The organism is Phenylobacterium sp. (genome assembly GCF_044358365.1).
GTDB lineage: Bacteria > Pseudomonadota > Alphaproteobacteria > Caulobacterales > Caulobacteraceae > Phenylobacterium.
In genome coordinates, this window is the sequence record NZ_JBIKNZ010000081.1 from 1 (window position 1) to 13,630 (window position 13,630).

The 13,630-nt window shown below is 66.7% G+C and carries 15 protein-coding genes; 7 read left to right on the forward strand and 8 right to left on the reverse strand.

Features of this window, described 5'->3' with window-relative positions:
* Positions 1-59 precede the first annotated feature (59 nt).
* The gene (locus ACIQ3B_RS16080) at positions 60-2,960 is read left to right on the forward strand and encodes a helicase C-terminal domain-containing protein (protein ID WP_397404342.1); all 2,901 of its coding nucleotides are present in this window, start codon (positions 60-62) and stop codon (positions 2,958-2,960) included.
* A 73-nt stretch (positions 2,961-3,033) separates the two neighbouring features.
* Positions 3,034-3,399 carry an endonuclease domain-containing protein gene (locus ACIQ3B_RS16085; protein ID WP_397404344.1) on the forward strand — a complete coding sequence of 122 codons (366 nt, stop codon included), beginning with the start codon at positions 3,034-3,036 and terminating at the stop codon, positions 3,397-3,399.
* Positions 3,400-3,515: 116 nt separating this feature from the next.
* Here ACIQ3B_RS16085 and ACIQ3B_RS16090 read toward each other — a convergent pair whose 3' ends face one another.
* Positions 3,516-4,463 carry a Coq4 family protein gene (locus ACIQ3B_RS16090; protein ID WP_397404346.1) on the reverse strand — a complete coding sequence of 316 codons (948 nt, stop codon included), beginning with the start codon at positions 4,461-4,463 and terminating at the stop codon, positions 3,516-3,518.
* 1 nt (position 4,464) lies between these two features.
* The gene (locus ACIQ3B_RS16095) at positions 4,465-4,725 is read right to left on the reverse strand and encodes an EF-hand domain-containing protein (protein WP_397404348.1); all 261 of its coding nucleotides are present in this window, start codon (positions 4,723-4,725) and stop codon (positions 4,465-4,467) included.
* 124 nt (positions 4,726-4,849) lie between these two features.
* Between ACIQ3B_RS16095 and ACIQ3B_RS16100 the strand changes: the two genes are divergently transcribed.
* A complete protein-coding gene (locus ACIQ3B_RS16100; protein ID WP_397404350.1) occupies positions 4,850-5,587 on the forward strand; it encodes a prephenate dehydrogenase/arogenate dehydrogenase family protein in 738 nt (245 codons plus the stop codon).
* Here the strand turns inward: ACIQ3B_RS16100 and ACIQ3B_RS16105 are convergent.
* The 3 genes from ACIQ3B_RS16105 to ACIQ3B_RS16115 all read right to left on the reverse strand — a co-directional run bounded on the left by ACIQ3B_RS16105 (position 5,584) and on the right by ACIQ3B_RS16115 (position 8,771).
* The gene (locus tag ACIQ3B_RS16105; protein WP_397404352.1) at positions 5,584-6,648 is read right to left on the reverse strand and encodes a pyridoxal phosphate-dependent aminotransferase; all 1,065 of its coding nucleotides are present in this window, start codon (positions 6,646-6,648) and stop codon (positions 5,584-5,586) included. The genes ACIQ3B_RS16100 and ACIQ3B_RS16105 overlap by 4 nt on opposite strands.
* 108 nt (positions 6,649-6,756) lie before the next feature.
* The gene (locus tag ACIQ3B_RS16110; RefSeq protein WP_397404354.1) at positions 6,757-7,560 is read right to left on the reverse strand and encodes a chorismate mutase; all 804 of its coding nucleotides are present in this window, start codon (positions 7,558-7,560) and stop codon (positions 6,757-6,759) included.
* A gap of 104 nt (positions 7,561-7,664) precedes the next feature.
* On the reverse strand, positions 7,665-8,771 hold the full coding sequence (locus ACIQ3B_RS16115; protein ID WP_397404356.1) for a response regulator: 1,107 nt from the start codon (positions 8,769-8,771) through the stop codon (positions 7,665-7,667).
* A 149-nt stretch (positions 8,772-8,920) separates the two neighbouring features.
* On the opposite strand from ACIQ3B_RS16115, the gene queC reads away from it, so the two are divergent.
* Genes queC through ACIQ3B_RS16130 form a run of 3 tightly spaced genes read left to right on the forward strand, consistent with a single transcriptional unit; the run spans position 8,921 to position 10,687 of the window.
* Positions 8,921-9,646, forward strand: a complete 726-nt coding sequence (gene queC, locus ACIQ3B_RS16120; RefSeq protein ID WP_397404358.1) for a 7-cyano-7-deazaguanine synthase QueC — start codon at positions 8,921-8,923, stop codon at positions 9,644-9,646.
* Positions 9,643-10,275 (forward strand): 7-carboxy-7-deazaguanine synthase, encoded by a 633-nt coding sequence (gene queE, locus ACIQ3B_RS16125; protein ID WP_397404360.1) that lies wholly within the window; start codon positions 9,643-9,645, stop codon positions 10,273-10,275. The genes queC and queE overlap by 4 nt, the downstream gene beginning before the upstream one ends.
* Positions 10,276-10,312: 37 nt before the next feature.
* Positions 10,313-10,687 (forward strand): 6-pyruvoyl trahydropterin synthase family protein, encoded by a 375-nt coding sequence (locus ACIQ3B_RS16130; protein ID WP_397404362.1) that lies wholly within the window; start codon positions 10,313-10,315, stop codon positions 10,685-10,687.
* Between the two features lie 4 nt (positions 10,688-10,691).
* Here ACIQ3B_RS16130 and ACIQ3B_RS16135 read toward each other — a convergent pair whose 3' ends face one another.
* The 3 genes from ACIQ3B_RS16135 to ACIQ3B_RS16145 form a co-directional block, all read right to left on the reverse strand.
* Positions 10,692-11,204, reverse strand: a complete 513-nt coding sequence (locus tag ACIQ3B_RS16135; RefSeq protein ID WP_397404364.1) for a response regulator — start codon at positions 11,202-11,204, stop codon at positions 10,692-10,694.
* A gap of 182 nt (positions 11,205-11,386) precedes the next feature.
* Entirely contained in the window at positions 11,387-12,508 is a 1,122-nt protein-coding gene (aroC, locus tag ACIQ3B_RS16140; RefSeq protein WP_397404366.1) for a chorismate synthase, read from the reverse strand.
* A gap of 49 nt (positions 12,509-12,557) precedes the next feature.
* Complete coding sequence (locus tag ACIQ3B_RS16145) at positions 12,558-13,250, reverse strand: DnaJ domain-containing protein (RefSeq protein ID WP_397404368.1); 693 nt, start codon at positions 13,248-13,250, stop codon at positions 12,558-12,560.
* An 80-nt stretch (positions 13,251-13,330) separates the two neighbouring features.
* On the opposite strand from ACIQ3B_RS16145, the gene ACIQ3B_RS16150 reads away from it, so the two are divergent.
* The coding region (locus tag ACIQ3B_RS16150; RefSeq protein WP_397404370.1) for a pyridoxamine 5'-phosphate oxidase family protein at positions 13,331-13,630 on the forward strand (300 nt) is incomplete at its 3' end.

The window sequence follows — 13,630 nt, forward strand, 5'->3', positions numbered from 1 at the left end:
CCGAGGTGCCCCAAAGTTCCCTCTCCGTTCCGCCGCGACTCTGCGCTAAGCTCCCCGGCGTGACCAGCACCCCGCCCGCCCTCACCCTCGCCCCCGCCCTCGTGGTCCTGCCCGGGCCCCGCTGCGCCGTGGCCGGGCCCGGCGCGACCCTCGACGCGGCCTCCGGCCCCGCCGACGGCCACCCCGGCTCCAACCCCTCCGACGCCACCACCGCCCAGCCCATCCGCCCCCCCGCCGCCCGCGACCTGTTCGAGACCGCCCCCGTCCTCGTCGCCCACGCCGCCATGACGGCCCGGCGCCTCAACATCCCCCCACCGCCCCGATCCCCCCGCATCTTCGACGCCCTCGAACTCTACGCCTTCGTCCGCCCCGCTCGCTTCACCGCCCCCAGCGCCGCGGGCCTCGCCCAGGCGCTGGGCCTGCCGGAGCCGAAGACCGCCGGGGAACAGGCCACAACCCTGCGCGCCGCCGTCACCGCCCTGCTGGCCGAACTGGCCCATACCCCCACCCCGTCGCGCGAGGAGGCGCTGGCCATCGCCGAGACCCTGGCGCGCGGCGGCTGGGCCTGGGGCGCCGCCGTCATCGGGGCGCTGCGCAGCCAGCTCCCGGGCAACATGTTCCGCACCTCGGGCCTCGATGTCTGGGCGCGCATGGCCGAGTGGGAGGCCGAGGCGCCCCCCGGCGAGCCCGGCTCGAAGCCGATCGAGTCTGACGCCGCCGCCGCCCGGCTGGTGGAGGTCCTGGCCCGCGCCGGGCTGGACGAGGCCCGGCCCACCCAGAGCCAGTACGCCGCCGAAGCCGCTCACGTCTTCCAGCCCCGCGAACGCGAGGGCGAGCCGCGCATGATGCTGGCCGAGGCGGGCACCGGCGTCGGCAAGACGCTGGGCTATCTCGCCCCCGCCTCGCTGTGGGCCGAGGCCAATGGCCCGGCGGTCTGGATCTCCACCTACACCCGCGCCCTGCAGCGCCAGATCGAGCGCGAGAGCCGCGCCCTCTACGCCGATGAGGCCGTGCGCGCGAAGAAGGCCGTGGTGCGCAAGGGCCGCGAGAACTATCTGTGTTTGCTCAATTTTCAGGACATGGCCAACGCCGCCCAACTGGGCAACGGCGACCTGGTGGGCCTCGGGCTGGCCGCCCGCTGGGCCCGCGCCACCCGCGACGGCGACATGACCGGGGGCGACTTCCCGGCCTGGCTGTCCACCCTCTTCGCCGTGCCGGTCGCCGCCCAGGCCAGTCCCGCCAACCTCGTCGACCGGCGCGGCGAATGCGTCCACGCGGGGTGCCAGCACTACCGCGCCTGCTTCGTGGAGAAGGCGATCCGCGGCTCGCGCAAGGCTGACCTGGTCATCGCCAACCACGCCCTGGTCATGACCCAGGCCGCCTTCGACGGCGCCCGGGCGGCGCGGGGCTCCAGGGGCGACGCCGAGACCACGCTCCTGAAGCGCATCGTCTTCGACGAGGGCCACCACCTGTTCGATGCCGCCGACAGCGCCTTCTCCGCCGCGCTCTCGGGCCAGGAGGCCGCCGAGATGCGCCGCTGGCTGCGTGGGCCCGAGGGGCGCGGTCGACGGGGCAGGGGCCTTGAGGCGCGCCTGCTCGACATGCTGGGCGACAGCGAGGAGGCCCGCACCCAGCTCACCGACGTGCTGCACGCCGCCGCCGCCCTGCCGGGCGAGGGCTGGTCCGGCCGCATCGCCCCGCCCAACGGCGAGGTCAATCCCATCGGCCCGGTCGAGGCTTTCCTGGTGGCCCTGATCGAGCAGCTTCGCGCCCGCGCCGCCCCCTCCGAGGTGGGCATGGAATGCGCCGCCCGCCCGGCCCTGGACCTGGTCCGCTCCACCGCCCGCGAGGCCGCCCGCGCGCTCGCTCGCATCGAGGCCCCCCTCCTGGCCCTGGCCCGCGCGCTCGAGACCCTCATGGACGACGAGGCCGCCAGCCTCGGCGGCTCCGAGCGTGCGAGAATTGAAGGCGCTTTGAGGGGGCTAGATCGACGCGCCCGCATGCAGCTGCCCGCCTGGCGCTCCATGCTCCAGGCCATCGACGAGAACGCCGACGACGACCCGGACTTCGTGGACTGGTTCGACGCCACCTTCCTGTATGGCCGCGTCGTCGACGCCGCCTGTCGCCGCCACTGGGTCGATCCCACCGAGCCGCTCACCAATGCGGTGATCAAGCCCGCCCACGGGGTGCTGGTGACCTCGGCCACCCTGTCGGACCCCACCCTCGACGACCCCTTCGCACTCGCCGAGATGCGCACCGGCGCCGCCCGCCTGCCCGACCGGCCGAAGACGCTGAAGCTGGCCTCGCCCTTCGACTACGCCGCCCACGCCCGCTGCCTGGTGATCACCGACGTCAACAAGGAGGACGCCCGCCAGGTCTCGGCGGCCCTGCGCGAGCTGTTCCTGGCCGCCGGCGGCGGAGGCGTCGGCCTCTTCACCGCCATCCGGCGCCTGCGCGCGGTGCATGAGCGGATCGCCTCCCCCCTGGCCGACAAGGGCCTGGCCCTCTACGCCCAGCACGTCGACCCGCTGGAGGTGGGCGCCCTGGTGGACATCTTCCGCGCCGAACAGGACGCCTGCCTCCTGGGCACCGATGCGGTGCGCGACGGCATGGATGTGCCCGGCCGGTCCTTGCGCCTGCTGGTCTTTGACCGGGTCCCCTGGCCGCGCCCCGATATCCTGCACAAGGCCCGCCGCATCCGCTTCGGCGGCAAGGGCTACGACGACGGCATCGCACGCGCCCGCATCGCCCAGGCCTTCGGCCGCCTGATCCGCCGCGCCGACGACAAGGGCGTCTTCGTCATGCTGGACGCCGCCGCCCCCACCCGCCTCTTCGCCGGCTTGCCCCCCGGCGTCGAGGTGCAGCGCATGACCCTCGTGGAGGCCATCGAACTGGTGGAGGCCTTCCTGCCCCCTCCGTCGGCTGCGCCGCCACCTCCCCCAGAGGGGGAGGGTCTGTGACTCTCAAAACCAACCCAGATGCTCCCCCCGGTGGGGGAGCTGTCAGCGAAGCTGACTGAGGGGGCCTCCCACCATGGACGCCCCACGCCGCACCCGCACCTTCGCCCGCCAGCTCCGCGGCGCGATGTCGCTACCCGAAGTTATCCTCTGGCAGGCGATCCGGTCGCGAAAGGTCAACGGCCTGCGCTTCCGTCGCCAGCACCCTTTCGACTCCTATGTGCTCGATTTCTACTGCCCGGAATTCCGCCTCTGCCTCGAGGTCGACGGCGCCAGCCATGGCCTGGGCGATCGTCCCCTGCGCGACGACATCCGCGACGCCCGGCTGGCCGCGCAGGGCATCCGCACCCTGAGGATGTCCGCCGAGCTCGTTCTGCATGACGTCGACGATGCGGTGCGCATGATCCGGGGGTTTCTGGACCTTCCCGAACCCCTGGACTGACCCCCTCCGTCGGCTGCGCCGCCACCTCCCCCAGAGGGGGAGGATCTGTGACTCTCGAAACCAACCCAGATGCTCCCCCCGGTGGGGGAGCTGTCAGCGAAGCTGACTGAGGGGGCCTAGGCCGCCACCGCCAGCTGTTCGAACAGATCCGCCGGCCAGGCCGAGGTATAGGGCTTTAACCCGAGGCCCGCCCGCACGGCGTCCATCGGCTGGTCCCAGATCGCCTCCCAGGCCACGCCCAGCAGAGGCGGGCTCTCGCGGCCGTGGACCCAGCCCCCGAGAATGGTGTCCAGCAGCAGGGTCGCCGCCTCGGGTCGATCGAACGCGGCGCGGGTCAGCACCATGGCCAGGAACATCGCCGAATAGCTGTGTCCGAACTGGCCCAGCTGAAAGCCCGAGATCGCCACCTCATGCAGTCCGGTGGTCTGGTAGCCGGCGGCCAGGTGCCAGAGGTCATGGCACTGGAGGATACGCGCGTTGAGATAGTCCAGCGGCGCGGGCAGGTCGGCCAGACCCAGGGTCTCGCGGTCCAGCACCTCCAGGTCGAAGCCGTTATCGACGATCAGGCTGTGAAACTCGCCGCCCAGTGACACCTTCGGACACACCGCCAGCGACGCCATGGTGAACTTTGCCGGATAGCCCTGGGCCGCCGCTTCCGCGCAGCCAGGATAGGCCAGGGCCGTGCGGGCCACACGCGCCGTCATCCCCGGAGACAGATGACCCAGCAGCGCCGCTGTGCGCTGCGTCACGCCACCTGCGCCCAGCGTGCCGGGCGGCGTGTCGATCAGCGCCCAGAAGGCGGTCCAGAATTCGGGTGGGATGGGCTCGGGTAGAGCCGGGGCCCCCGCAAGCGCCGCAGCCTTGACCGCCTCACCACGCCAGCCTTCCGCCGAGCGGTCGTAGATCTCGGACAATCGTTCAGGTTGTGAAATGGCTGCCGACATCCATAGGGCTGCCAGCCCCTGCAGCCCTCCCGTCGTCGCCTCCCGGCGCAGATCTGCCGCCAGTGCAAAGGCGTCACCGTCGGCCCGGGCGGTCGCGGCTTCGAAGCTGGCTCGCGTCATCTCAGCCTCCGTTGCTCTGGCGCATTGCGGCCATCGCGGCCTCCAGCTCTGTGGCGACGACCTTGCCGTCCTTGTTGGCGTCGACCATCTCGAAGCGCTCGGCCGGCCGGCCGGCGGCGACCCACTCGTCCTTGCTGACGCCACCGTCGCTGTTCTTGTCCCAGGCCTTGATCATGTCGGCCGGCGCCGGCATCTGCGCCGAAGCCGCCCCGGCTGCCGCCAGCATGGCCACGGCCACCGTGGTGATGATGAGTGTGCGCATGCCGCTCTCCCTGAAAATGCCGTTCGAGTTCACCCCGTCTGCTGCCTGGATATTGCAAGATTGTGGCCGTTCCAAGCGCTTTCGCCCGTTTGCGCCGGCTGGCGGGGCAGGCTAGTGAGCCGCGATGAAACGCGTCGGCCTCATCGGCTTCGGACAATTCGGACAGCTGGCGGCCCAGACCCTGAAGGCGCACTTCGAGGTTGCCGTTTGTGATCCGGCGCCCGCCACCGCAGCGCTGGCCGGCGAGCTCGGCGTGGATGTTGAAACCCTGGCGGCGGTCGCGGCCCGTGAGATCGTCATCTTCGCTGTGCCTGTCGTTGCGATGGAGGCGGTGTTCCGCGCCGCCGCCCCGCACCTCACGCCAGGCGCCCTGGTCATCGATGTCGGCTCGGTGAAGATGCTGCCGGCGCGCTGGATGACCGAGATTCTGCCCAGGCATGTCGACCTCGTGGCGACCCACCCCCTGTTCGGTCCGCAGAGCGCCAGGACCGGGCTTGATGGCCTGCGTCTGGTGGTGTGTCCGATCCGGGGCGAGCGTTCTGAAAAGGTCGTGGCCTTCGGCCGCGCACTCGGCCTGACCGTCACCGTCACCACGCCGGAGGAGCATGACCGGGAGATGGCCTATGTTCAGGCGCTCACCCACCTGATCGGTCGCTCGCTGGTCAATCTGGGGATCCCCGACGAGCAGTTGAAGACGGCGTCCTACCAGCACCTGCTTGAGCTATGCGCCTTGATCGGCGCCGATACCTTCGAACTATTCACAGCGATACAGACCCAGAACCCCTTCGCCGCCGAAGTGGTCGAGAGGTTCGTCGGCGAGGCGCAGAGCCTGCTGGATCAGGTCGCAGCCAAACGGCCCTAAGCCCGCATGAAATCTGCCAGGGCCGCGACGACCGCGCGGTTGTGTTCCTCGAGCCCGATGGTGATCCGCAGGTGGTTCGGCAGGCCGTAGTTCAGGACCCTCCGAGTCAGAAGACCCCTGGCGCTCAGGAAAGCGTCGGCGTCGGCGGCCGTCTTGCCCGGTTGGTTCGAAAACCCGATGAGCAGAAAGTTGGTGGCCGACGGCCCTACGATCTCTAGGCCCAGGCCGCCGAGTTGCTGGGTCAGCCAGGGCCGCCACTGCTCGACGTGAGCGATGGAGCGGTCCTGGAAATCCTTGTCCCCAAGCGCTGCGACGCCAGCCATTTGCCCGGGGATGGAGGTGTTGAACGGCAGCCGGATACGGTCGACGGCCTCGGCGATGGCCAAGGGCGCATAGCCCCAGCCCAACCTGAGCGCGGCCAGGCCGTAGAGCTTCGAGAAAGTGTGGGTCACCACCACATTGTCGGAACCACGGGCGAAATCCAGGCCATCACTGAACCGGTCGTCCAGCGCGAACTCGCCGTAGGCTGCGTCCAGCACCAGAACGACGCTCGGCGGCAAAGCGGCATGCAGACGCTCGATCTCGGAGAAGGCGATCCAGGTGCCTGTCGGATTGCCGGGGTTGGCCAGAAAAACCAGCCGCGTGCGTTCATCCACGACCTTCAGGATTTCGTCCACATCGATCCGGTAATCAGGCTCCCGCGCCAGTTTCACCTGGGCCTGACAGGCGTGGGCGCCGATGGCGTAGGCTGCAAAGCCGTACTCGCCCTGAACAATGTTGTCCCCCGGCTCCAAGAATGCCTGATTCAGAAGCTGAAACACCTCGTCTGATCCGCATCCGAAAATCAGGCGTTCGGGCTCCAGCCGGAAGGTCGAGGCGATGGCGTCGCGCAGGATCGTGGTCCGACTGTCGGGGTACATATGCAGCAGATCGGCGGCCTCGGCATAGGCCGCCCGGGCCTTGGGACTCACACCCAGAACATTCTCGTTGGCCGAGAGCTTGATAGGGGTCGCAACGCCGTCCGCCTTGGCCTTGCCGGGCACATAGGCGTGGATGTCCATGATTCCCGGTTTGGGAACGGGCTTCGGCGCGTGCGCGCGGTCTGTTAGGTCGCGAGGATCGGACATGGTGTCTGCCGGTGTTGGGACGGGCGGCGGGTAAACGGCCTCTTACACGTCCAGCTGCGTTGGCGCAGCCCCAATGACACCGCTCAGGCGTCCCGGCGCCCTGGCCAGTCGTTCGTCGTCGCGCTGATAGAACCCGGCGAACTGGAACAGCTTCAAGCCCCCGGTCGATGCCAGGATATCCGCCGCCACGCCGTCGCGACCCAGAGCTTCGATGATAGTTGACGGCGCGCCGGGCGCATCCGTGACCCAGAATGTGCTGTCGCCACCGGTCGGCTCAACTTCGATCGCCGCCACCGCCAGAGCCGACATTGGACCCCAGGCGGCCAGGCAGGGCAGGGCCGCGAAGACCTTGAGCGACGGTTCGGCCAGCAGCCGACCCCACCAGGCGTTGTCGGGCGTCAGGCTGCAGACCGCCACCCCGCCGGAGGTGCGAGCCGCCGCCAAAGCGTCTTCCGGTCTTGCTGCCTGGCGCAATGGGGGCGCGCCGCCAAAGCGCTGCCGGGCTAGCTCGACACCGCGTCCGGGATCGCGCCCGCCCCAAACAGAGATATGGAATGGTCCCTGTCCCGCCAGACTGTCGCCGATTAATTCCTGCCAGACGCCCACGATGAGGCCGGCATCTGCGGCCTTGCGCTCGCTGGAGATCAGCCGCCGTAGAATCGCGGCCTCACGACCGGGGCGCAGTCCGAACTTGCCGCCGTCGCCTGCCGCCCGCTTCGCCGCCACCACCACCCGAGCCAGGGATGCGCGTTCATCGATCAGCCGCAGCAACTCTGTATCAAGGGCGTCGATGCGCTGGCGCACCGCATCAAGCGACGGCGCTGCGTCCGTTTTCCCCTCGGACATAGAACTTCCTCAGAACCCTGGATCGCGACCTATGGCATTGCGGAGTTGTGCGCAATAGAGGGTCGACTGGCCAAAAAGTTGCGCGTGAAACTGTATCTGTGAGTTCAGGCTGCGGCCGCGTCGCCCTGGGAGTTGAGCGCATCTTGCAGGGCCGCCAGCAGTTGTTCCGGCTTCATCGGCTTTTCGACCACGCCGTTCATCCCGGCAGCCATATAGCCTGCGGCATCTTCAGGGTCCGCATTGGCAGTCAAAGCGATGATCGGCACGGCTCCGGCAGGCCCAGAAAGCGCCCTGATCGCGCGGGTAGCGGCGATGCCATCCATCCGCGGCATCCTGATGTCCATCAGGATGAGGTCAAAACGTCCCGAACGGGCGGTCTCAACGGCCTCTTCGCCGTCCTCGGCGGTCTCGCTGGTGCAGTCAAACATTTCCACCAGCGATTGGGCCACCATGCGATTGGTGGCGTTGTCATCGACCACCAGAATGTGAGCGGCACGGCCCGGCGCGTCTGTCGGCGCGCTGACTTCGTCGGGCACATGCGCCAGCACAATCTCGAAGCTTACGGTTTCAGAGGCGCCGGCGCTGCTTTCCTTGCGCAGTACGCCGCCCATTTTCCCGAGAACGCTGTTGGCCAACATTGCGCCCAGCGCGATTTCCAGACCCAGCCGCTCTTCGATGATGCGTACGCGGGTCTCAGGATCTTCGGCATCCCAGGCTGTGTCGCGCGGACCCCGGACACGACCCTCAAGCCGAACACCGGCCGTTTCGCAGTAAACATGCAGACCGGCTTCGACGGCGCCTCGACCCTGGCCGGCGACAGCTTCGCCGATGAATCCATCGAAAATCTGAAGCAACCGGCGACGATCAGCCAGAGCGGCCGCCTCTGGATCACCGTCGTAAGACACCAGCAAGGTAACGCCAGTGGCTGCGGCACGCGCTTGCCACAGATTCTGGATCTCATCCATGAGGTTGTACAACCGCACGGGTTCGAGCTGGAGTGTAAGTTCGCCGCGCGCCACGCCCCGTAGATCAGCCGCAGTGTCGAGAAGACGGGTAACCGCCGAGGCGGCCTCCGAGACGCTAGCGACGCAGGCTTCACCGTCGGGCGCGAGCCGTTGCCGCATCAACTGTTCGGCAAGAGCGCGTACGCCCTCCATGTGCTGGCGAACGTCGGCGGTCACACGGTCGAAGAGGAAGTCGGGAAGCGACATTGCACGCAGGGCGAAAACAGACTTGGCAAATTCACTATATACGTGGGCGATTTCCCGAGTGTTAAGCGCACTTTAGATGACCGAAGAACCCGAGCGGCAAGTGTCTTCCTCGCAGTGTTGCGCTTCCCAGCCGCAGCGTTGAGGCCCATATGAAGCCCATGAGCGATAGCGCACTTGTCCTGTTTTCCGGCGGCCAGGATTCCACGGCCTGTCTGGCCTGGGCGCTCGACCGCTATGCCCGTGTGGAAACTGTCGGTTTTGACTATGGCCAACGCCACAGCGTGGAACTTGAAGCGCGCCTGGCGATCCGCTCGCGCATCTCGCGGGAGTTCACGGCTTGGCGAGGCCGGCTTGGCGAGGATCATGTCCTCGACATTCGCAGTTTCGGCTCCATCGCGGACACGGCGATGACCACGGACCGCGCCATCGAAACCACCGCAAGGGGATTGCCATCAACCTTTGTGCCTGGCCGCAATCTCGTCTTTCTGGTCTATGCGGCGGCGCTCGCGGACCGGCGCGGCCTTACGGCTTTGGTTGGCGGTATGTGTGAGACGGATTTCTCCGGCTATCCTGACTGTCGGCGCGATACGCTTGACGCCACCGAGCGTGCGCTGAACCTGGGGATGGATCGGGGCTTTCGTGTCGAGACCCCGCTGATGCACCTCACCAAAGCGCAGACCTGGGGATTGGCCAAGGCGCTCGGGGGCGAACCGTTGGTCGCAGTTACGGTGGAGGAAAGCCACACCTGCTATCTCGGCGAGCGCGGCGCGTTACACACCTGGGGTTATGGATGTGGCGCCTGTCCGGCCTGCGACCTGCGCCGCGCTGGCTACGAGGCCTGGGACGGTCAGGAACGCCCGGAGTTCGCCGCATGAGCTATGCGGTCAAGGAGATATTCCTGACCCTGCAAGGGGAGGGCGGCCAGGCAGGCCGGCCGGCGGTGTTTTGCCGGTTCGCGGGGTGCAATCTCTGGTCAGGCCGGGAACAGGACCGGGCAACGGCTGTCTGCAACTTCTGCGACACGGATTTTGTCGGCCTGGATGGGCCGGGTGGCGGACGCTTCCTGAATGCTGAATCACTGGCGGCCGCGGTCGAGGCTGCCTGGCAGGGCGGCCGGTCGGATCGCCTGACGGTCCTTACCGGAGGTGAGCCACTGCTTCAGGTCGACGAAGCGCTGGTCGAGGCTCTTCACGCCCGTGGATTCAGCATTGCGTTGGAAACCAATGGCACCCTTGCAGCGCCAGCCGGGATCGACTGGATCTGCGTCAGTCCCAAGGCTCAGGCCGCCGTTGTTCAGCAGCAGGGGCAGGAGCTGAAGCTTGTGTATCCTCAGCCAGGCGTCGACCCGGCTCGCTTCGAGGCTCTGGATTTCGAGCGGTTCCTGCTCCAGCCCATGGACGGGCCGGGGCGCCTCGACAACACAGAAGCTGCGATCGCCTATTGCCTCGCGCACCCTCGCTGGCGTTTAAGCGTGCAAACCCACAAGTATCTCGGCATCGCCTAGGCCCATCGGCGGTCCAAGTCGCCCCATTGCAGTAGCCATGACCCCACCCATCTTCGAAATCACCAAGGCTGCGACGTTTGACGCCGCCCACTTCTTCGCCGAGGGGCCGATCCACCGGCCTTACTCGAACCTGCATGGCCATTCGTTCCGTGTGGAGGCGACTGTGAAGGGCGAGGCTGATGAAACGGTTGGCTGGGTTGCCGACCTTGCCGATCTTGATGCCGCCCTGAAGGCAGTCGCCGGGCAACTGGATCACGGTTTGCTGAATGAGAAGCCGGGCCTGGAGCGCCCCACGCTTGAACATCTGTGTCTGTATTTCGCTGAGCGCCTGCGCCCTGCGTTTCCGGGCCTGTCACGGATTGTCGTGTCTCGTCCGACTATCAGCGAGAGCTGCGCGCTGAACCTCGGTTAGAGGGTTAAATTTCGACGTTCTGGTTCGCGTTTTCGATGTCGTTCTCGCGCCGCCACGGCCCTGGGAAATTGGGGTCGGTCCGGCGCCTTCGATCAGGGCCAAAATAGCTCTTCGACCTTATGAACGGGCGCTTGTTTTCGATAGCCTGGTGTAAACGCTCCACGACGCCGCGGGCAGTGAGAGGCTTGGCCAAAAACTCGGTCACGCCGGCGTCGCGCGCCTCACTAACCCTGACGTAGGTGGAATGGCCGGTGATCATCACCACCGGCGCCATCCGGTTTGAGCTGTCAGGGGAATTGCGCAGCAGTCTGACGAACTCGATACCGTCCATCGGCTGCATCGAGAGATCTGTCATGACCACGTCGATGGGGTAGTCCCGCATCATCTTCAGCCCTTCAGCGCCGTCCTTCGCTTCGAAGATTCGGGTAACCCCGATGGCCCGCAGGATCTCAGCCAGCAGCAGCCGCATGTTTTGGTTGTCATCAACCAGCAGAATTTTCAGCAGGTCGTAGCGCACGATAATCCCTTTTGCCGGCCATACTGCCCGGACGGTGCAATATTGAGACCGGCAGCCGCTGCCGGCGAGCGGTGCGTAAGGCACCCCGTGCGCATTGGTCAAACAGATGTTAAGGCTAGGCGCCAAAATTGTCATTCAGGTCAAATGCGTGGCGCCAGATCAGGTTGTCTGGCCCTGAAAATTCAACTGCCGGGTGGCCGGCCGACATTAAAGGTAACACCGCCCGTCTGGGCGCGATGCCTTAGCCAAGCGTCCGCCAGGACACAGGCCACCATTGCCTCTACGACTGGAACACCACGGATGCCCACGCAAGGGTCATGCCGCCCCTTGGTGCGGAGCTCGATTTCCTCGCCCGCTTCATTGATGCTGCCGCGACGGCTTAGGATAGATGATGTGGGTTTGAAGGCCACGCGCGCGGTCAAGGGCGCACCAGTGGATATCCCGCCCAGGACACCGCCGGCCTTGTTGGAGAGGAACATCGGTCCTTCATTACCCATCCGCATCTCGTCAGCGTTTTGCTCTCCGGTGAGAGCGGCTACGGCGAAACCCGCGCCGATTTCTACGCCCTTCGCCGCGTTGATCGACATCAGAGCCGCTGCGAGTTCGGCGTCCAGCTTGCCATAGATCGGCGCGCCCCAGCCGGCCGCGACCCCCGTCGCCTCAACAGCTACTATGGCGCCGGTGGAGGAACCGGCCTTGCGTATTGTCTCAAGATGCTCGGTCCAGACCGGCACAATGGCCGGGTCAGGCGCCCAGAATTCGTTGTCGCCGGTGACTGAAAAGTCGATCCGGTCCGGCTCAACGGCGTGAGGGCCGATCTGCACCACCGCGCCACGAATGTTCACCCCGGCCAGGATCTTGCGCGCTATGGCTCCCGCCGCTACCCGTGCCGCCGTCTCACGCGCCGACTGTCGCCCACCCCCGCGATAGTCGCGCACGCCGTACTTGGCGAAATAGGCATAGTCGGCGTGGCCGGGCCGAAACGCCGTAGCGATCTCGGAGTAGTCACGACTACGCTGATCGACATTGTCGATGATCATCGAGATCGGCGTGCCAGTGGTCACCTGCCCGCCGGTCTGCTCATCTTCAAACACCCCCGACAGAATACGGACCGTGTCAGGTTCTTGCCGTTGGGTGACGAACTTGCCCTGGCCCGGCCGGCGCCTGTCCAGCCAGGGCTGGATGTCGGCTTCGGTCAGCGGAATACCGGGCGGGCACCCGTCAACGACGCAGCCCAGCGCCGGTCCATGGCTTTCGCCCCAGGTGGTCACGCGGAAAAGATGGCCGAAGGTGTTGTGGCTCATGGCGCAAGTTCTCTAGCTGAAGTGTGCGCTCGACCAAACCCCTGCCAAATCAAGCCGCCCACGCGGCTGCAAAACGCCTGAGCAGCGCCAGTGCCGCGCTATCGGCAACGTTGGCGGCCGCGGCAAGCCGAAGGAACATGTGGCCCCGCAGCCGTTTGCCGCGCGCAGGCAAACCCTGGCCTTCCAGCCGGACAAGACCCCGCTCGCCCGCCTTGCGATCAATCCAGACGATGCGTCGACCAAACGGCGTCTCGACGGCGACCCGACCTCCACGTTTCATCGTGGCCGGCGAGACCTTCACGCTCATCCAGACATCGTCACCGCGTACGATCACACCGTCTTGTGCGCGGATATAAACACAAAGCTCTCCACCGCCGGCGCGCACCTTGTCACCAGGCCGCAGACCGGCAGGCAGATCGATCCGGATCAGCCGCCCGTCAGGCATTCGATGATCAACCTCACCGCCCTCCATCGCGATCTGCGGGGAGATTTCCAGTTCGGTTTCTGGCGCAGGGCGACGGCGGGCAGGGGTTTGGACATGACGCTCGTCCAATGGATCTTGCAGCCGCTCGTAGGCTTCGACCACCTGGCGAAAGGCGCGCTCATCGCCTCCAGTATCGGGATGAGCGCGCTTCGCGGCCTCGCGAAACGCGCGGCGCACTTCGGCGGGCGTCGCTACTGAACTCACGCCCAGCACCTCGCGCGCCATCTTCAGGGTCAGGTCGGCTGCGGCCCGATTCATGAGCCGGGAGGTTATGGTAAATCCGGTCAACGCAGCGTTAAGCCTCGCAACGTCCCTACAGGTCAGTTTATAGAGCGCTTGTGAACGACAAGACCCTCATTCCCCCCTCGCCCACCGAAGACGAATACGTCCGCCAGGTTATCGCCGCGGAGCCACCTGCGTTGCTGACCGAAACCGACCCGTTCGTCCTGTTTGGCGAGTGGTTTGCCGAGGCCAGAGTCAAGGAGCTTAACGATGCCAACGCCATGGCGCTCGCCACCGTTGACGCGTCTGGCATGCCCGACGTGCGAATGGTGCTGCTCAAGGGATACGATGCAGACGGCTTTGTATTCTTTACAAACTTGGAAAGCGCGAAGGGGCGTGAACTGGCGGCCAATCCC

Bases quoted from the DNA above. Each gene is read 5' to 3' on its own strand.
- ACIQ3B_RS16085 (WP_397404344.1), top strand. From the start codon at position 3,034: ATGGACGCCCCACGCCGCACCCGCACCTTCGCCCGCCAGCTCCGCGGC.
- ACIQ3B_RS16090 (WP_397404346.1), bottom strand. From the start codon at position 4,463: ATGACGCGAGCCAGCTTCGAAGCCGCGACCGCCCGGGCCGACGGTGAC.
- ACIQ3B_RS16095 (WP_397404348.1), bottom strand. From the start codon at position 4,725: ATGCGCACACTCATCATCACCACGGTGGCCGTGGCCATGCTGGCGGCA.
- ACIQ3B_RS16100 (WP_397404350.1), top strand. From the start codon at position 4,850: ATGAAACGCGTCGGCCTCATCGGCTTCGGACAATTCGGACAGCTGGCG.
- ACIQ3B_RS16105 (WP_397404352.1), bottom strand. From the start codon at position 6,648: ATGGACATCCACGCCTATGTGCCCGGCAAGGCCAAGGCGGACGGCGTT.
- ACIQ3B_RS16110 (WP_397404354.1), bottom strand. From the start codon at position 7,560: ATGTCCGAGGGGAAAACGGACGCAGCGCCGTCGCTTGATGCGGTGCGC.
- ACIQ3B_RS16115 (WP_397404356.1), bottom strand. From the start codon at position 8,771: ATGTCGCTTCCCGACTTCCTCTTCGACCGTGTGACCGCCGACGTTCGC.
- queC (WP_397404358.1), top strand. From the start codon at position 8,921: ATGAAGCCCATGAGCGATAGCGCACTTGTCCTGTTTTCCGGCGGCCAG.
- queE (WP_397404360.1), top strand. From the start codon at position 9,643: ATGAGCTATGCGGTCAAGGAGATATTCCTGACCCTGCAAGGGGAGGGC.
- ACIQ3B_RS16130 (WP_397404362.1), top strand. From the start codon at position 10,313: ATGACCCCACCCATCTTCGAAATCACCAAGGCTGCGACGTTTGACGCC.
- aroC (WP_397404366.1), bottom strand. From the start codon at position 12,508: ATGAGCCACAACACCTTCGGCCATCTTTTCCGCGTGACCACCTGGGGC.
- ACIQ3B_RS16145 (WP_397404368.1), bottom strand. From the start codon at position 13,250: ATGAATCGGGCCGCAGCCGACCTGACCCTGAAGATGGCGCGCGAGGTG.